At 69.9% G+C, this 16,897-nt stretch carries 15 protein-coding genes; 9 read left to right on the forward strand and 6 right to left on the reverse strand.

The genetic code is table 11. The features are described 5' to 3' along the window. Positions 1 to 3: 3 nt before the first annotated feature. Together AB0M24_RS18885 and AB0M24_RS18890 are read right to left on the reverse strand one after the other, a co-directional pair. The gene (locus AB0M24_RS18885) at positions 4 to 696 is read right to left on the reverse strand and encodes a hypothetical protein (RefSeq protein WP_363768780.1); all 693 of its coding nucleotides are present in this window, start codon (positions 694 to 696) and stop codon (positions 4 to 6) included. After that, positions 696 to 1,190, reverse strand: a complete 495-nt coding sequence (locus AB0M24_RS18890; RefSeq protein WP_363768783.1) for a VOC family protein — start codon at positions 1,188 to 1,190, stop codon at positions 696 to 698. Before AB0M24_RS18890 ends, AB0M24_RS18885 begins: the two co-directional genes overlap by 1 nt. 24 nt (positions 1,191 to 1,214) lie before the next feature. On the opposite strand from AB0M24_RS18890, the gene AB0M24_RS18895 reads away from it, so the two are divergent. Next, on the forward strand, positions 1,215 to 2,795 hold the full coding sequence (locus AB0M24_RS18895) for an alkaline phosphatase D family protein (RefSeq protein ID WP_363768786.1): 1,581 nt from the start codon (positions 1,215 to 1,217) through the stop codon (positions 2,793 to 2,795). Here AB0M24_RS18895 and AB0M24_RS18900 read toward each other — a convergent pair. Further along, entirely contained in the window at positions 2,772 to 3,518 is a 747-nt protein-coding gene (locus AB0M24_RS18900; protein ID WP_363768789.1) for a maleylpyruvate isomerase N-terminal domain-containing protein, read from the reverse strand. The two genes, AB0M24_RS18895 and AB0M24_RS18900, sit on opposite strands and share 24 nt — an antisense overlap. Next, the gene (locus AB0M24_RS18905) at positions 3,515 to 3,946 is read right to left on the reverse strand and encodes an SAV_6107 family HEPN domain-containing protein (protein WP_363768792.1); all 432 of its coding nucleotides are present in this window, start codon (positions 3,944 to 3,946) and stop codon (positions 3,515 to 3,517) included. The genes AB0M24_RS18900 and AB0M24_RS18905 overlap by 4 nt, the downstream gene beginning before the upstream one ends. Before the next feature lie 204 nt (positions 3,947 to 4,150). On the opposite strand from AB0M24_RS18905, the gene AB0M24_RS18910 reads away from it, so the two are divergent. From AB0M24_RS18910 to AB0M24_RS18925, 4 genes are all read left to right on the forward strand, one after another. Further along, positions 4,151 to 4,639, forward strand: coding sequence for a YbaK/EbsC family protein (locus AB0M24_RS18910; RefSeq protein ID WP_363768795.1), 489 nt, complete (start codon positions 4,151 to 4,153; stop codon positions 4,637 to 4,639). Next, the gene (locus tag AB0M24_RS18915; protein WP_363768798.1) at positions 4,636 to 5,199 is read left to right on the forward strand and encodes a GNAT family N-acetyltransferase; all 564 of its coding nucleotides are present in this window, start codon (positions 4,636 to 4,638) and stop codon (positions 5,197 to 5,199) included. Before AB0M24_RS18910 ends, AB0M24_RS18915 begins: the two co-directional genes overlap by 4 nt. Positions 5,200 to 5,269: 70 nt before the next feature. After that, positions 5,270 to 5,905 (forward strand): GntR family transcriptional regulator, encoded by a 636-nt coding sequence (locus AB0M24_RS18920; RefSeq protein WP_363768801.1) that lies wholly within the window; start codon positions 5,270 to 5,272, stop codon positions 5,903 to 5,905. Beyond that, positions 5,902 to 6,888 (forward strand): 1-aminocyclopropane-1-carboxylate deaminase, encoded by a 987-nt coding sequence (locus AB0M24_RS18925; RefSeq protein WP_363768804.1) that lies wholly within the window; start codon positions 5,902 to 5,904, stop codon positions 6,886 to 6,888. The genes AB0M24_RS18920 and AB0M24_RS18925 overlap by 4 nt, the downstream gene beginning before the upstream one ends. Positions 6,889 to 6,899: 11 nt before the next feature. On the opposite strand, the gene AB0M24_RS18930 is transcribed toward AB0M24_RS18925, so the two are convergent. Both AB0M24_RS18930 and AB0M24_RS18935 read right to left on the reverse strand, forming a co-directional pair. Further along, complete coding sequence (locus AB0M24_RS18930; RefSeq protein ID WP_363768807.1) at positions 6,900 to 7,628, reverse strand: pentapeptide repeat-containing protein; 729 nt, start codon at positions 7,626 to 7,628, stop codon at positions 6,900 to 6,902. Between the two features lie 54 nt (positions 7,629 to 7,682). Next, a complete protein-coding gene (locus tag AB0M24_RS18935) occupies positions 7,683 to 12,257 on the reverse strand; it encodes an ATP-dependent helicase (RefSeq protein WP_363768810.1) in 4,575 nt (1,524 codons plus the stop codon). 81 nt (positions 12,258 to 12,338) lie between these two features. On the opposite strand from AB0M24_RS18935, the gene AB0M24_RS18940 reads away from it, so the two are divergent. The 4 genes from AB0M24_RS18940 to recA all read left to right on the forward strand — a co-directional run bounded on the left by AB0M24_RS18940 (position 12,339) and on the right by recA (position 16,888). Continuing rightward, positions 12,339 to 14,183 (forward strand): Hsp70 family protein, encoded by a 1,845-nt coding sequence (locus AB0M24_RS18940; RefSeq protein ID WP_363768813.1) that lies wholly within the window; start codon positions 12,339 to 12,341, stop codon positions 14,181 to 14,183. Positions 14,184 to 14,236: 53 nt separating this feature from the next. Further along, a complete protein-coding gene (locus AB0M24_RS18945; RefSeq protein ID WP_363768816.1) occupies positions 14,237 to 15,490 on the forward strand; it encodes an MFS transporter in 1,254 nt (417 codons plus the stop codon). A 9-nt stretch (positions 15,491 to 15,499) separates the two neighbouring features. Beyond that, positions 15,500 to 15,694 carry a DUF3046 domain-containing protein gene (locus AB0M24_RS18950; RefSeq protein ID WP_045309365.1) on the forward strand — a complete coding sequence of 65 codons (195 nt, stop codon included), beginning with the start codon at positions 15,500 to 15,502 and terminating at the stop codon, positions 15,692 to 15,694. 147 nt (positions 15,695 to 15,841) lie between these two features. Then, a complete protein-coding gene (gene recA / locus AB0M24_RS18955; protein ID WP_363768819.1) occupies positions 15,842 to 16,888 on the forward strand; it encodes a recombinase RecA in 1,047 nt (348 codons plus the stop codon). The last annotated feature ends 9 nt before the right edge of the window (positions 16,889 to 16,897 follow it).

Below are 16,897 nucleotides of genomic sequence, written 5' to 3' on the forward strand. Positions count from 1 at the left end.
ATATCAGCTGGCGAGAAGATCGAAGTGGAAGCCGGCGACGAACAGGAAGAAGGCGAACCAGCGGACGTGGTAGCCGGGGTTCTCGCGGTCGAGCAGCCACGCCAGCGGGCGCAGCACGACGAAGCCGAACGCCGCTCCGAGCAGTGAGCCGAGCAGCGAGACGACGTAGAACGCGAAGCCGGGGACGTAGAGGAGAGGCAGGAACACGAGCAGCCACGGGTCGTCTTTGACCGTGGCGATCGTCCAGTTCATCAGGCTGTCGCTCACGATCCCCGCGATGAAGAAACCGAGGATCGCCCAGAGCACGAGGGCCTCGACGGTCGCGCTGACGCGGTAGTGCTCGCGGAACTCCTCCTGCTCTTCGACTTGCCTGAGCACGAGGCGGGCCCGTTCCGACCGGGACACGCCCCGCGGTGACACGCCGCTGAGCCCGTGTTGCCGGAAGTCGTCCCAGGCGTCGAGCGTGGCGAGCAGCCGGAGCTGACGCAGCCTGGTCATCGCGACCCCGGCCGAGCCCTGGGCCCACGTCCGCAGCCGCACCGGTCCGATGAGGTCCAGCAGCACCGCGAGCCCCGCCACGAACTGCGCCACCTTGCCTGCCCGACCCCACCACAGCAGCGGCATGCCCCACAGCACGAACTGCTGCGTCGACGCGCCGGTGCCCCAAAGTCGCCAGGCTTCCCACAGGCCCGACATCAGCGCGGGTCTGCCCACCGCACGCGCACGCGGTTCGTGATCGGCTCCGAATCGGAGGTCTGCACGAACTCGAGCCACGGTCCGGGCTCCGGCCGCACCGACGCGAACCCCTCACCGCCGCGCACCACCGGATGCCCGGTCGCGGAAGCCGACGCCAGCGGATCCGGCGAGTCGACGACGACCGCGGCGATCACCCCTGTGTACTCGGGGCGCGGCTCCAGCACACAGAACTCGTTGCCCTGCGGATCGCGCAACACCACCCACGGCACGTCGGCCTGCCCGATGTCCGCGTGCTCCGCGCCGAGCTTCAGGGCGCGCGCCACGATGTCCGCCTGGTGTTCGAGCGACGACGAGGCCAGGTCGATGTGCACCCGGTTCTTCTCGATCTTCGGCGCGTCGCTCCACACGAACGTCAGCTCGATCTCGTCACCGGCGAACTCGGACCAGAACGCGGCCAGCGCGGAGGGATCTGCTGCGTCGAACGTGATTTCCACCCGTGCGAGGGTACTGTCTCGCGGGTGGCGAAGCTGGTGCTCGGACCGCTCCTCAGGCATGTGAACGACACGTCCGCGACCGTGTGGGTCGAGACGGACGCTTCCTGCGACGTCACGATCGCGGGGCACACCGCGCGCACGTTCCAGGTCGGCGGCCAGCACTTCGCCCTCGTCAGACTGGAGAACCTGGGTCCGCGCACCGAGTACGACGTCAAGCTGAACCAGGAAGAGGTCTGGCCGGAACCTGACAGCACGTTCCCGAAACCTGTCATCCGCACGGGTGAGGTCACGCGGATCGCCTTCGGGTCGTGCCGCGCCGCGCCGGGCCAGCCGGTCGGTCCCGACGCGCTCGACGCCTTCGCGCAACGGCTGATGAGCGCGCCGGAACAGGACTGGCCGCAGGCGCTGATCCTGTTGGGAGACCAGGTCTACGCCGACGAACCCACCGAGGCGACCAAGCAGTGGCTCAAGGAACACCGCCACGGCACGCACGAACCCGACGGCGAGGTCGTGCACTTCCGCGAGTACGCGCACCTCTACCACGAGACCTGGGGCGACCCGGAGATCCGCTGGCTGCTGTCGGTCGTGCCGTCGTCGATGATCTTCGACGACCACGACGTGCGCGACGACTGGAACACGTCCGCGGTGTGGCGCCGGGAAATGGCCGACAAACCGTGGTGGCGCAACAGGATTCGCGGTGCCATCGCCTCCTACTGGGTGTACCAGCACCTCGGCAACCTCGGTCCGAACGAGCTCGCCAGGGATCCCTTGTACGCCAAGGTGAAAGCCCAGGGCACGGACGTTCTGCCGCTGCTGGAGGAGTTCGCGGAGGAAGCGGACAAGGAGACCCAGGGCGGCAAGTCCACGTGGTGGAGCTTCCGTCGCGACTTCGGCCGCGCGAGGCTGCTGATGGTCGACACGCGCTGCGGACGCATCCTGGACAACGACAAGCGGCAGATGGTCAGCGACGCCGAGTTCGAATGGCTGGAACAAAACACAGTCCACAAAAATGCAGGCGGCGACTACGACCACCTGCTCATCGGCTCGTCGCTGCCGTGGCTGATGCCGCACGCGCTCAGCCACTTCCAGTCCCTCAACGAGGTCGGCGCGCGCAAACCCGGCTGGCAGGGCAGGGCCGCCGAGAAGATCCGGCAGGCGGCCGACCTCGAGCACTGGCCGGCGTTCCGCGAGTCGTTCGACCGGCTCACCCGCATGATCGAGAAGGCCGCGAACAACGGCGCCGCAACGGTTTCGGTGCTCTCCGGCGACGTCCACCACAGCTACGTCGCCGAGGCCGAGTTCCCCACACCGACCAAGGCCGTGGTCACGCAGCTCGTGTGTTCGCCGGTCCACAACGAGCCGCCGAACGTGTTCCTGCCGATCTTCCGGCTGTCGTGGTCCCGCACGGCCGCCTGGGTGTTCCGCCGCCTCGCGACGCTGGCGAAAGTCCCGAAGGACCGCATGCGCTGGCGCAAGACCAGCGGCCCGCACTTCGGGAACTCCGTGGCACTGCTGGAGTTCGACGGCCGCCGCGCCCGCTACCGGCTGTTGTCGGCGACGGGCGCGGAGTCCGCGAACGTGCTACTTGGTCGCCAGCCGCAGTAGGGCCCACAGCTGCGCGATCGCGTCGTGATCGCCGATCACCTCGACCATCCGGTCAGGCAGCCGTCCCCACAGCCAGCGGTACATCGTCATCGGGCTCGCGGTGACCTGCGCGTCGGCGAGGTGGACGTCCTCCTGGTCGACGACGCGCCACGCCGACGCGCCGTGCGGACCGCAGCGCGTGAGCCAGAAGTCGTCCTCGACCTGGATCGCGACGAGGCTGTCGCGTGACCCCCGCACGCCGAGCACCTCGAGCTTGTGCCCCAGCCACAACGTGAGCACCTCGTCGACGCCGTCGATCGCGACCTCGTCGGTGACCGGGCCGACCTCCATGCCCGCGGCGCCCTGGACGTCCATGCGGTGCACCGTCGTCTCGTGCGCGAGCCGCCGCCGCCAGAACCCGTAGTTCTGCTGCACCGGCCACCACGTCGTGCACGGCTCGTCTTCCCCGTGCGCCTCCAGTTCCGCCAGCGCGGCCTCCGCACCCGAACGCATGAACTCCAGCGGGTCCTCACCCGAAGCCGGAAACTCCTGCCATTCCCCGGCTTCCGGCTCGCGGCCGAGCGTGATCCACGCCAGCGCCGACCGGTAGCCGCTGCCGACGTGCCGGACCGTCTCCCCGAGATTGAGTCCTGGACACGCGGGCACGCCTTTGTGCGGTGGCTGGCCGATCGCGGACATGGCGAGCAGATCGGCCTCACGACGCAGCACTTCCAAAGCGTTCACCGCTGTGTCCCGTTTTGGGCCTCGTTCATCACGCGGTCGACGAGCGTCACGAACTGATCGGTCTGGCGCACCAGGTCGTCGGCCGTGCGCGCGTTGACGTGCCTGGTGATCCCCGCGAGCACGGCGGCCCGCGTCGACGACCACGACGCGAAGAAAGCGGCCCACTCGCTCATCTCCGGCGCGATCGCGGCGAGCAGCACCCACGCGCTGGTGGGCTTCGCACGTCCGCGATGAGGACGTCCGCGTAACGCGAGCACCGCCGCGGCGGCACGCAACGCGGCCAAGTAGGCGGTGGCGAACCGTTCCGGCGGCTCGGGCGTGCGTTCCGACTCGGCTAGTGAGTCACGTGCCTGCTGCAGCAGCGCAAGTGCGGATGCTGGGGGCAACGGGAGGGGGAAGTCTGCCGGATAAGAAATCTCAGCGGTCATCTCTGGCCTCCTCGTGGCGTCGGTGAACGACGTCTCCGCCGAGGGGAAGCCGGCGGCTCCCGGAGGTGGGGTGCTTCCCCCACCCCACCTCCGAGGCATGGTGCGACTCGAACACATGTTCGAGTCCCCATCAGCGTAGCTCCCGGCCGATGGATTCCTCAACCCGCCCCACCACGTGGGCGCCAGTCGTGGTCTGATGGTGATGTGAGTGCGCTCGAACACCCCGGAATCCGCAGAGTCGCGGAAGCCCTGCCACCCGCCACCGCCGACCGCATCGTCGTGCTGCCGGACGCCGTGCGGACAGCGGCGGCCGCTGCGGACGCGGTGGGCGTGCAGGTCGGCGCCATCGCGAACAGCCTGCTGTTCGCCGCGGTGCGCGACGGCGTGGCGACCCCGTTGCTGGTGCTGACCTCGGGCGCGCACCGGGCGGACACCTCGCTGGTGGCCGGGATCGTCGGCGCGGACGCGGTGAAGCGCGCCGACCCGGAGTTCGTCCGCGAGCACACAGGCCAGGTGATCGGTGGCGTGTCGCCGGTCGGGCACCCGGCGCCGATCGAGACCGTGGTGGACGAGGCGTTGTCCGATTACTCCGAAATCTGGGCGGCGGCAGGACATCCGCACGCCGTGTACCCCACGACCTTCGCGGATCTGGTGGCACTGACGGGCGGGCGCGTGGCGGTGGTGTCGGCATGACGGCCTCGCCGCGCCTGGAGCGCATCGTCGAGATGTCCGCCTCCGAGCTGAACGTCCGGCTCGGTGAGGCGCTCGCGCTGTACGTGACCGCGATGAACTACCCGCCCGGCACCGTCGAGCAGCGCGCCCCGATGTGGCTCGCGCACATGATGCGCGAGGACTGGCGCTGCGTCGTCGCGCTGGGTGAGCAGGACGAGCTCGTCGGCATCGGCTACGGCTACCGCGGCGCCGCCGGGCAGTGGTGGCACGAACAGGTGCGGCGCGGTCTGATGGCCGTCTCGTCGCCCGCCGTCGTCGACGACTGGCTCACCGACTACTTCGAGCTGACCGAGCTCCACGTGCTGCCGCGCGCCCAGGGGCGCGGTCTCGGTGAGGACCTGCTGCGCCGTCTCATGGAGGGCGTCGGCCCGGCCCGCGTGCTGCTGTCGACGCCGGAAGGCCCGAGCAAGGCGTGGAAGCTCTACCGCCGCGTCGGGTTCGTCGACGTGCTGCGGCACTACCAGTTCACCGGCGACCCGCGCCCGTTCGCGGTGCTCGGCCGGGCACTGCCGCTGGTCTAGATTCCCGACTTCTGAACGGCCCTGGCATGCGTTGTTGCATGTCAGGGCCGTTCGTCTTACGCTCACCAATATGCAATATATTGGATATGGGTCACTGAAGGAGCGGGCGGCCGCCGAGATCAGGTCGGCGATCGTGCGCGGCGACCTGGAGCCGGGCACGGCCATCAAGGACGTCGAGCTGGCCGAGAAGCTCGGTCTCTCCCGCACCCCGGTGCGCGAGGCGCTCGCGACGCTGACCGACGAGGGCCTCGTCGAGACCAAGGCGCACGCCTACACCCGTGTCACCGCCCTGGACGCGGAACCGGTGCTCGACGCTCTCGAGGTCGTGCAGTCGATGCACGCCCTGGCCGCGGGCACGGCTTTGCGGCGGAACCTGATGACAGCCGACGACATCGCCGCGATGCGCGCCGCCAACAAGGCGTTCAAGAAGGCGCTCGACGCCAATGACGCCGTCGCCGCGCTGGCCGCCGACGACGAGTTCCACGCCGTCGCCGTGCGCTGCTGCGACAACTTCGCGGTCACCGCGACCATCGACCGCTACACGCCGCTGATCCGCCGCGCCGAGCACAGCCGCTTCTCCTCGCCCAACGCCCGCCACTCGGTCACCCAGCACCAGCAGATCATCGAGGCCTGCGAACAGGGCGACTCCGCGCTGGCCGCACGCCTGGTCGACGAGAACTGGAGCACGCTGAAGGAGGAACTGTGAACAGATTCCCGCTTCTCTTCGGTCCCTCACCGGTCCACCGCCTGGACCGCCTCTCCACGCACCTCGGCGGCGCGTCGGTCTGGGCGAAGCGCGAGGACTGCAACTCCGGCCTCGCCTACGGCGGCAACAAGACCCGCAAGCTCGAGTACCTCGTCGCCGACGCACTGGCCACCGGCTGCGACACGCTCGTGTCGATCGGCGGCATCCAGTCCAACCACACCCGCCAGGTCGCGGCGGCCGCGGCCCGCGCGGGCCTGAAAGCCGTGCTGGTACAGGAAAGCTGGGTCGACTGGTCCGACGTCGGCAGTGACCGGGTGGGCAACATCCTGCTCAGCCGCATGATGGGAGCCGACGTCCGCCTGGTGGACGCCGAGTTCGGCATCGGCATCAAACCGGCGTGGGAGAAGGCCATCGAGGACGTCCGCGCGGCGGGCGGCAAGCCCTACCCGATCCCGGCCGGCGCCTCCGACCACCCGCTGGGCGGCATGGGCTTCGCGAACTGGGCCGACGAGGTCCGCCAGCAGGAGGCGCAGCTCGGCGTCTTCTTCGACACCATCATCGTCTGCTCGGTCACCGGCAGCACCCAGGCCGGCATGGTCGCCGGTTTCGCGGGTGACAGCAACCGCCGCGTGCTGGGCATCGACGCCTCGGCCAAGCCCGCCGAGACCCTCGACCAGATCACCAGGATCGCCCACAACACCGCCAAGCTCCGCGAGGTCACGGTGTCCGAGAAGGACGTCCTCCTCGACGACCGCTTCCACGCCGGCACCTACGGCATCGCCGACGAGTCCACTGTGGACGCCATGCGCCTCGGTGCGAGCCTCGAAGGCATGATCACCGACCCCGTCTACGAGGGGAAGTCGCTGGCAGGCCTCATCCACCTGGTGTCGTCAGGTGAGATCGACCGCGACTCCACGGTGCTCTACGCCCACCTCGGCGGACAGCCCGCCCTGAACGCGTACAGCTCGCTCTTCCCCGCTTAGCGCCTGGGGGACTACCAGGTCATGAAGTTGAGGGTCTCTTCCCGGGACGAACGGCGGCGCCGCCGCTGCTGCTGGGCGGGTGGTGCCGGTGCGGTGATCACCCAGGTGTCGTCCGGTCCGGCGACCGAGTTGGCCACAGCCTGAGCACGCACGGTCTCGGACCATTGCGTGGCGGAGTCGAAGCGGACGCCGCCGAACGCGCCGAGATCGGGCAGCAGCGCGTCGGTGAGGTTCGCGCCGCGCAGGTCGGCGGACATGAGGGCGGACTTCCGGAGATCGGCTCCGACGAGGCTGGTACCGACCAGACTGACCCTGCGCAGCGAGCAGGAGGTGAGCACCGCGCCGTCGAGAACGGCTCTGTCGAGAACCGCGCGGTCGAACGTGGCGCCGCCGACGTTGACACCGGACAGATCCGCCCCGGTGAGGTCGGCGCCGTCGAAGCTGGTCACCGCGAACTGCCCGCGCCTGCTGAGATCGAGTCCGGAGAGGAGGGCGCCGCGGAGATCGGCTCCCTCGAAGTCCGGGACTCCGAGCTCGGCCCCGCGGAGGTCCGCACCGGACAGGTTGACGTCGGTGAGGTCCACGCTGGGGTCACCCCACGAGCCGACCCTTTGGAGGTCCGCGCCGCGGAGATCCGCGCCGTGCAGGTCCATGCCGTGCAGGTCCGGAGAGGAAGGAAAGGTGATTCCGCGAAGATCGGCACCGGGGACGAGCCGTCTGCGAAAGTCGTCGGCGTCCATCACTCGATGGTGACACCGTCCGGACGTGCCGGGAATCCGCAGCATGGCGGCTGTTCATGCTCTCAAACGCAGTCCCTTCGGGGTAGCGCGGAAACCCGCTTCCTGCAGCACGGAAGCGAGGTGTGAGGTCAGCGCGACCTCGCCGTCGGCACGCTGCACGGCCAGCTGACCCAGCCAGCCGTCGCGGACAGCCCGGCTCAGCGCGTTCGCGGCCACGCGCAGCGTCGGGTCGTCGTCGGTGAACGACAGCAGGGACTTGCCGCCCCGCTCGACGTACAGCGCAGGACTGCCGTCGACCAGCACCGCCAGCGCGCCCGCCTTGCGCGCCGGGCGATGTTTGCCCTCTCCCAACGGATCCGGCCACGCCAGCGCGGCACCGTAGGGCTGGGCGGGGTCGGCCGCGGCCAGCACCACAGCAGCCTGGTCGTCCTGCGCCGGTTGGCCGGGCGGGCGCGACAACGCCCGCAGCCGGTCCACCGCACCTCGCGCCGCGAACTGGGCGGCACCCAGTCCCTCGACGACGTAGCCGCGGATCACCTGACCCGACTCCTCCATCGCCCGCAGCACCTTGTAGACACCGCTGAACCCGCCGGTGACGCGTTCGGTGTCGAGAGCGCCGCGAGTGAGCACGCCGTGGCGTTCCAGGAAAGCCTCGGCGCGAGCGTGCGCCCGGCGGGTCGGATCTTCCGCAGGGCGTACCGCCAGCGACCACCGGCCCGCGACGGTCGGCGGTCCGCTGCGCGACGGCATGTCCGGCCGAGCCGCGCGTAGCCGGGCATAGCGGCCTCGCGGTGCGCTGCGGCGAGGTTTGTGGGCCGCACCGCCGCCGGACACCAAGGCGCGCAACGGAGACAGCGTGTCGTTGGTGATCAGGCCCGCCCACACCAGGTCCCACAGCGCGCCGACGACCTCGGCGTCCGTGCACTCCACGGACAGCGAGACCCTGTCGACCACCTGCCGGAAGAACAACGCACCACCGGACAGGGTTTCCAGGAGCGCTGTGTGCAGGGGCGACTCCGGGATCGACTCCGGCACCAGGTCCGGCAGCAGCAGGTCGGCCACGTCCGTTGGCGCCAAGGCGATCCAGCCGTCGCCACCGGCCAGCGAGCCGCAGCCCGTCCACGTCACCTCGCCGGACGCCGTCAGCTCGTCGAGCAGCGCCGGGTAGTAACCCGGCAACCGCGCGGGGAGCAGCAGCGACTCCAGCGCACTTGCGGGCAGGGGTGCTCCGGCCAGTTGCTCGACCACCGAGAACACGTCGTCGACCGTCGGCGCTGAGCGGAGACGGCGGCCCAGGCCGTGCCACGACGGCAGGAACCGGCCCAGCGCCGCCGGCTCGACCGGCTCCACCTCGGACCGCAGCCGGGCCAGCGAGGCACGACGCAGCCGCCGGAGCACGTCCGCGTCGCAGTACTCGGTGTGCGTGCCGCCGGGCCGCAGCTCACCGCGGACCAACCGGCCCGTGGCGGCCATCCGTTCCAGCACACCCGTCACCACGGCCACGCCCAGACCGAAGCGAGCGGAGGGTTCCGTCGCGGCGAAAGGACCGTGCGTGCGGGCGTAGCGGCTCAGCAGGTCGCCCAGCGGATCCGCCACCGGTTCGGTGAACGCCTCCGGGACGCCGACCGGAAGCGCCACACCCAAAGCGTCGCGAACGCGGCCGGCGTCCTCGATCGCGATCGTGCGGTCCTCACCGGCGATCCGGACGCGGATCGCCCGGCGCTGCGCCACCAGCTCGTCCAGCCACTCGCGCGGCACACCGCGGTCGAGCGCCTCCGCGTCGGAGAGATCTCCCAGGAACCGCAACAGGTCCGCGGTGTCCTCGGCATGACGCGGGCGGCGGTCCTCGGACAGGCGTTGCAGGCTGCGCTCGACCTCGGCCACGACCTCCGGGTCCAGCAGCTCCCGGATCGCCTCGGAGCCGAGCAGCTCCGCGAGCAACGTCGAGTCCAAAGACAGTGCGGCCGCACGACGTTCCGCCAGCGGAGCATCGAGCTCGTAGAGGAACATGCCCACGTAACCGAACAACAGACTGCGCGCGAACGGCGACGGCGACGGCGTCTCCACCTCGACCACGCGCACCCGGCGCGCGCGGACGTCCGACATCAGCTCGCGCAGACCCGGCACGTCGTAGACGTCCTGCAGGCACTCGCGCATCGCCTCCAGGACCACCGGGAACCGCTCGTACTTCGCCGCCACCGACAGCAGCTGGGCCGAGCGCTGACGCTGCTGCCACAACGGAGTCCGCCGTTTCGGATCACGGCGGGGGAGCAGCAGCGAGCGGGCGGCGCACTCGCGGAACCGGGCCGCGAACAACGCCGAACCGCCGACCTCCGCGACGACGATCTGCTCGACCTCGTCCGGATCGAGCAGCACGTCCTCGGCGCCCGCGGTGACCTCCACGCCCTCGTAGTCGAGAGCATCCGGCAACCGCAGCACGATGCCGTCGTCGGAGTGCGCGGCCTGCACCTCGACACCACGGCGTTCGCGCAGCCGGGCCGCGATCGCCAACGCCCACGGCGCGTTGACCTGGGCGCCGAACGGGGAGTGCACGACGAGCCGCCAGTCGCCCAGCTCGTCGCGGAACCGTTCCACCAGCACGGTTCTGTCGTTCGGGACGTGCCGTGTCGCGTCGCGCTGCTCGCCCAGGTACGCCAGCAGGTTGTCCGTCGCCCACGCGTCCAGACCCGCCGCGGAAGCCCGTTCGCGCGCCGCCGAATCCTCCATTGTGGACACTTCGCGGAGGAACCTGCCCATCGCCCTGCCGAGCTCCAGCGGACGGCCCGGCGCGTCGCCCTTCCAGAACGGCATCCGCGCGGGCTGCCCCGGCGCCGGCACGACGATCACTCGATCGTGTGTGATGTCCTCGACCCGCCACGACGACGTGCCCAGCAGGAACGTGTCGCCGACGCGCGACTCGTAGACCATCTCCTCGTCGAGCTCACCGACCCGCGAACCAGGACCGTTCTCCGACGGCGGCGTCATCACCGCGAACAGCCCGCGGTCCGGGATCGTGCCGCCGGAGGTGACCGCCAAACGCTGAGAACCCGGACGGCCGCGCAGCTCGGAGTTCACCCGGTCCCAGGTGATCCGCGGCCGCAGCTCGCCGAACTCCTCGGACGGGTACCGGCCAGACAACATGTCGAGCACGGCGTGCAGCGCCGAGTCCGGCAGACCGGCGAACGGCGCCGCCCGCCGCACCAGCCCCGTCAGCTCCTCGACCGTCCACGTCTCCATCGCCACCATCGCGACGATGTGCTGCGCCAGCACGTCCAACGGGTTGCGCGGGAACTTCACGGCCTCGATCGCGCCGTTCTGCATCCGTTCCGCCACCACCGCGCACGACACCAGGTCGCCGCGGAACTTCGGGAACATCACGCCCCGCGAGATCGCGCCGACCTGGTGACCGGCACGACCGACGCGTTGCAGACCCGAGGCGACCGACGGTGGCGCCTCGACCTGCACGACCAGGTCGACCGAGCCCATGTCGATGCCGAGCTCCAACGACGACGTCGCGACCACGCACGGCAGCCGTCCGGACTTCAGGTCTTCCTCTACCGCGGTGCGCTGTTCGCGCGACATCGAGCCGTGGTGCGCGCGGGCGACAGAAGCCGTCTTCTGCGTCGTGAGTCCCGACTGACCGATGGCTTCGGCCGGGAACGACTCCAGTTCGGTGGCTTCTTCGGCCAGTTCGTTGAGGCGCGCGGTCAGCCTTTCCGCGAGCCGCCGCGAGTTCGCGAACACGATCGTCGACCGGTGGGCCCGCACCAGTTCGAGCACCCGAGCCTCGACCGACGGCCAGATGGACGTGCGCTGCTCGGGGCCCGCCGCCGAACCCGACACCTCACCCGTCGGCTGGCCGAGCAGAGCCATGTCCTCGACCGGCACCTCCACCTCGACCTGGATGGTCTTGGGAGTCTTCGGCTGCACGATCGACACCGGACGCCCGCCGGCCAGGAACGTGCTGATCTCCTCGACCGGCCGCACCGTCGCCGACAACCCGATCCGCTGCGCCGGCTTCTCGAGCAGCGCGTCCAGCCGTTCGAGTGACAACGCCATGTGCGCGCCGCGCTTGGTGCCCGCCACCGCGTGCACTTCGTCGACGATCACCGTCTCGACGCCGCGCAACGACTCGCGCGCCGACGACGTGAGCAACAGGAACAACGACTCCGGCGTCGTCACCAGCACGTCCGGGGGAGTGCGCCCGAACGCCCGCCGCTCCTCTGGGGAGGTGTCGCCCGTCCTCATGCCCACGGTGATCGACGGCTCGGTGAGGTTGAGCCGGTGCGCGGCCTGCCGAATACCGGCCAACGGCGCGCGCAGATTTCGTTCGACGTCCACCGCCAGTGCTTTCAACGGCGACACGTAAAGCACCCGGCACCGGCGTTTCGGCTCCGGCGGCACGGGAGACGAAGCCAGCCGGTCCAGTGCCCACAGGAACGCGGCCAGCGTCTTGCCCGAGCCCGTCGGGGCGATGACCAGCGCGTGCTCGCCCGCCGCCGCGGCCGCCCACGCACCGGTCTGGGCCTGGGTGGGCGCGGCGAAAGCCCCGGCGAACCACTGCCTGGTCGCCGGTGAGAAAGCCTCCATCACGTCCATGCCGACCATCATGACAACCGGGTCTGACATTTTCTGATTGCGCAGGTCCGAGCACCCGCCGAAGCCCGCTGTGGCACGATCACCCGCAGTACGTCCTGCGAGGGGAGCACGGTGCGCGTCCTGTCCGTCGACCTGGGCACCGCCAACACGGTTGCGGTGCTGTCCGACCACGGTGTGGTGGATCTGGACGGAGGGCCCGCCATGCCCTCGTCCGTCTACCTCGACGAGGACGGCACCCTGCGCGTCGGCAGAGAAGCCGAGCGGCGGTCGCGCCAGGACCCGTCGCGCTACGAGCCGAACCCCAAGCGCCACATCGACAAGGCGACGATCAAGCTCGGCGAGACCAACCTGCCGGTCAACGACGCGATCGCGGCCATCTACGAGCACGTGATGGCGGTCGTGACGCCGTTGCTGCAGGGCGGGCAGCTGGACGAGATCCGCCTGACGCACCCCGCCGAGTGGGGCCCGACCAGGCGCAACAAGCTCCTGTCCTCGGCCAGGCTCGCGGGCATGACCGGCGAGCTGGTGCCGGTTCCCGAGGCCATCGCGGTGGCGTCGCTCGGCGGCGGCCGTCCGCTCGCGATCTACGACTTCGGCGCAGACACGTTCGACGTCTCTGTGCTCGACGCCGAGCACCGCATCCTCGCCGACGGCAGCCTCAGCGACGTCGGCGGTCTCGACATCGACCAGGCGCTGCTCGAGCACATCGGCCGCAGCGTCTCGCACAAGGACCCCGCGGGCTGGCAGCGGTTGCTGCGCCCGGTCACCGTGGACGACCACCGCGCCCGCCTCGGCCTGCGCGAGGAGCTGCGCCTCGCCAAGGAGGACCTCTCCGCGCTGCCTCAGGTCGAGGTGATGATGCCGGAGCCGTTCGAGAAGGTCGTCGTCACGCGCGCGGAGCTGGAGGCGCTGATCCGGCCGAGTCTGATCCGCACCACCGAGCTGCTCATCAGCACCGTGCACAAGGCCGGTGTCACGCCGGAGCACGTCTACCTCGTCGGCGGCTCCTGCCGGATGCCGCTGGTCGCACAGGTCATCGCGGAGAAGGTCGGCATCGTCCCGACCAGTCCCGACAACCCGGAGACGATCGTCGCGTCCGGGGCACAGGTCGTCGACCGCGCGATGATCACGCTCAAGCCCGAGGACGACAAGCCGAAGTACGTCGAGCCGCCGACGGTCGTGACGGCGCCGGTCAGCCCCGCTGTGAGCGGACCGCACCAGGTCAATCCGAACGTGAGTGGCTCATACCCGAGCGGCTCGTACCCGAACCCGAACGCGAGCGGGCCGTACTCGGCGAGCGGCACCTACCAGCTGACGTCGCAGTACCCGATGAACCCGAACGTCAGCGGCGCCTACCCGACCAACTTCCCGCAGCAGCAGTTGCCGCCGAAGAAGGACAACAAGAAGGTCCTGCTCGGCATCGGTGGTGCTGTCGTGGCGCTGGCCCTCGTCGTCGGCGCGGTGTTCGCGTTCAACGGCCCGAACCTGCCCAGCGCGGACGAGTGCAAGGACGACGTCACCCAGGACGGCCAGGGCTTCACCCAATGCCTGCGCCAGCTCGCGGGCCACGTGCCGGACGGCGGCGGCTGCGAGAAGGCCGACTCCGCGCAGATCACCGGCATGGAGGAGATCAAGGGCACCGTCGTGAGCTGCACGATCCGCGACGGCTACGCGGTCCAGTACATCCTCACCGACAGCGTGACCGGCGCGGAGAACAACGCCGAGGCCATCGTGAAGTCGTTCCAGACCGACCGCGTCGAGGCCGACTGGACCGGCAACGGCCTGGAGGGCACCTACCGCGCGGCCACGTCGAGCGGCACCGGCGTGTTGGTGTTCACGGCCAAGGGGCGCCCCATGTTCGGCATCCTCACCAAGAACGCCGAGGAGAACGCCGACGAGCTCAAGCCGGACGAAATCGCCGATTTCTTCGAGCAGACCGTGCAACCGGGTGAGTAACCGCCCCTGATGGACCTGTCGGCACGTGGGTCCCGCGTGCCACCATCGCGATCATGGTGACCGTCGCGCCGCAGGTCGAACGCGTGCAGCGCAAGGTCGTCCGCGTGCTGACCGGCACCCAGATCCTGGGGTCGGCGGCCGTGACGATCGGCCTCGCGATCAGCACGTTGATCGCCGCGTCGCTGTCCGGGTCCGATGCCGTCGGCGGGCTCGCGCAGACCGCGGCCGTCGCCGGTGCCGCGCTGCTCGCCTTACCCGGCGCACGCTTGGCGCAACGGCGGGGGCGTCGTCCCGCATTGATCCTCGGCTACGGCATGGGCGCACTCGGCGCCGTGATCGCAGCTGTCGCCGTGGGTGCCGGAGTGTGGCCGGTGTTGTTGGTAGGACTCCTTCTGTTCGGAGGGGCGTCCAGCGCGAACTACGCGGCTCGTTATGCCGCAACGGATCTGGCGGATCCGCAACGTCGTGCGCGCGAGCTCTCCCGCGTGGTGTGGGCGGCGATGATCGGCGCGATCATCGGGCCGAACCTCGCCGATCCCGCCGGACGGCTCGCGGTTTTCCTGGGCCTGCCAGTGGGTGTGGGGCCGTTCCTGCTGGCGGCGATCGTGCTGTGCGCGGCGGTGCTGGTGATCCAGTTCGGGTTGCGGCCGGACCCGCTCGTGGTCGTGAGAAGCACTCGACCGGTTGAATCCCCGCACTGCTCCGGCGGCGGGGGCACTCCGGGTGGCCTGAAGATCTGGGGATCGCTCGGGCCGATGGCGCGACTTGCACTCGTTGGAGTGATGTTGTGCCACACCGCGATGGTCGGGCTGATGTCGATGACACCGGTGCACATGAACCACGCCGGGTCGTCGTTGCGCGTGGTCGGCGTGGTGATCAGCCTGCACGTGGCCGCGATGTACGCCGCGAGCCCGTTGTTCGGGTGGATGGCGGACCGGCTGGGGCGCGTGCCGGTGCTCGCGATCGGCGCGTCGCTGGTGGTGGCGGCGTCCGGGATCGCGGGGATGGCGCCGTCGCACGACGCCCCGCAGCTCGCGGCGGGACTGGCGCTGCTCGGGTTCGGCTGGTCGGCGGGGCTCGTGTCCGGGTCGGCGTTGCTGACCGAGTCGGTGCGGGTCGAGGACCGGCCGGCCGCGCAGGGGCTGTCCGATCTGGTGATGAACGTCGGCGGGGCCGTTGGTGGCGCTGTCTCCGGGATCGTCGTGACGGCGTGGTCGTACGCGGCGCTCGGGCTGATCGTCGGGTTCACCGCGCTGCCGTTGCTCGTCGTGTGCCTCTTCGCGTCGCTGCGAAAGCCCGTTCGTTAGGGTCTCGTAGTGCGCATCACCATGTTCCGCAAACTCATGGCAGGGGAGTTCGGCCAGGTCAGGGCCGAGATGATCGCCCGCGACCACGTGCTGTCGTCGCTGGGAGGACGGACCGCCGACGACGCGTTGGAGGCGGGAATCGGCGCCAAAGAAGTCTGGGTCGCGGTCTGCGACGCGTTCGAAGTTCCCGAAAATCGGCGTTGACCACGTGCTTCGGAGTGTCACGTGTGCTCGAACACGTGTTCGGCTACAGTTGCCCCGACCCCCGGCTTCGCAGAATTGTCAGACCCCGCCAGTAGCGTCAGGTCCAACATGACGAAGCAACGGCAGACGACAAAAGGTGGACCCAAGATGGCACCCGCAGCACCCGACCGGGACAAGGCGCTCGAGCTGGCCCTGGCGCAGATCGACAAGCAGTTCGGCAAGGGCTCCGTGATGCGCCTCGGCGAAGAGGGCCGCGCCCCGATCGAGGTCATCCCGACCGGCGCGATCGCGCTGGACGTGGCGCTGGGCATCGGCGGTCTGCCCAAGGGCCGCGTCGTCGAGATCTACGGTCCTGAGTCCTCCGGTAAGACCACCGTCGCCCTGCACGCCGTCGCGAACGCCCAGAAGGCCGGCGGTATCGCCGCGTTCATCGACGCGGAGCACGCCCTCGACCCGGAGTACGCGAAGCGCCTGGGGGTCGACACCGACGCGCTGCTGGTCTCCCAGCCCGACACCGGTGAGCAGGCGCTCGAGATCGCGGACATGCTGGTCCGCTCCGGCGCGCTCGACATCCTGGTCATCGACTCGGTCGCCGCCCTCGTGCCGCGCGCCGAGATCGAGGGCGAGATGGGCGACAACCACGTCGGTCTGCAGGCCCGCCTGATGAGCCAGGCGCTGCGCAAGATCACGGGTGCGCTGAGCGCGTCCAACACCACCGCGATCTTCATCAACCAGCTGCGCGAGAAGATCGGCGTGATGTTCGGCTCCCCGGAGACCACGACCGGTGGTAAGGCGCTGAAGTTCTACGCCTCCGTGCGCCTCGACGTCCGCCGCATCGAGACCCTGAAGGACGGCGGCGAGCCCGTCGGCAACCGCACCAGGGTCAAGGTCGTGAAGAACAAGGTCGCGCCGCCCTTCAAGCAGGCCGAGTTCGACATCCTCTACGGCAAGGGCGTCAGCCGCGAGGGCTCGCTGATCGACATGGGCGTCGACCAGGGCATCCTGCGCAAGTCCGGTGCCTGGTACACCTACGAGGGCGACCAGCTGGGGCAGGGCAAGGAGAACGCCCGCAAGTTCCTGCTGGACAACCCGGACATCGCGAACGAGGTCGAGAAGCGCATCAAGGACAAGCTCGGCATCGGCGCCACCCTCGACGCCGACGAGGCCGCTCCCGCCGCGCCGGTCGAGTTCTAAGAGGTAGAA

Source organism: Lentzea sp. NPDC051838, from assembly GCF_040681245.1.
In the GTDB taxonomy this organism is placed as follows: domain Bacteria; phylum Actinomycetota; class Actinomycetes; order Mycobacteriales; family Pseudonocardiaceae; genus Lentzea.

Excerpts from the sequence above, each read along its gene's own strand:
- AB0M24_RS18885 (WP_363768780.1), bottom strand. The coding sequence starts at position 696 with ATGTCGGGCCTGTGGGAAGCCTGGCGACTTTGGGGCACCGGCGCGTCG.
- AB0M24_RS18905 (WP_363768792.1), bottom strand. The coding sequence starts at position 3,946 with ATGACCGCTGAGATTTCTTATCCGGCAGACTTCCCCCTCCCGTTGCCC.
- AB0M24_RS18915 (WP_363768798.1), top strand. The coding sequence starts at position 4,636 with ATGACGGCCTCGCCGCGCCTGGAGCGCATCGTCGAGATGTCCGCCTCC.
- AB0M24_RS18920 (WP_363768801.1), top strand. The coding sequence starts at position 5,270 with ATGCAATATATTGGATATGGGTCACTGAAGGAGCGGGCGGCCGCCGAG.
- AB0M24_RS18930 (WP_363768807.1), bottom strand. The coding sequence starts at position 7,628 with ATGGACGCCGACGACTTTCGCAGACGGCTCGTCCCCGGTGCCGATCTT.
- AB0M24_RS18935 (WP_363768810.1), bottom strand. The coding sequence starts at position 12,257 with ATGTCAGACCCGGTTGTCATGATGGTCGGCATGGACGTGATGGAGGCT.
- AB0M24_RS18945 (WP_363768816.1), top strand. The coding sequence starts at position 14,237 with ATGGTGACCGTCGCGCCGCAGGTCGAACGCGTGCAGCGCAAGGTCGTC.
- recA (WP_363768819.1), top strand. The coding sequence starts at position 15,842 with ATGGCACCCGCAGCACCCGACCGGGACAAGGCGCTCGAGCTGGCCCTG.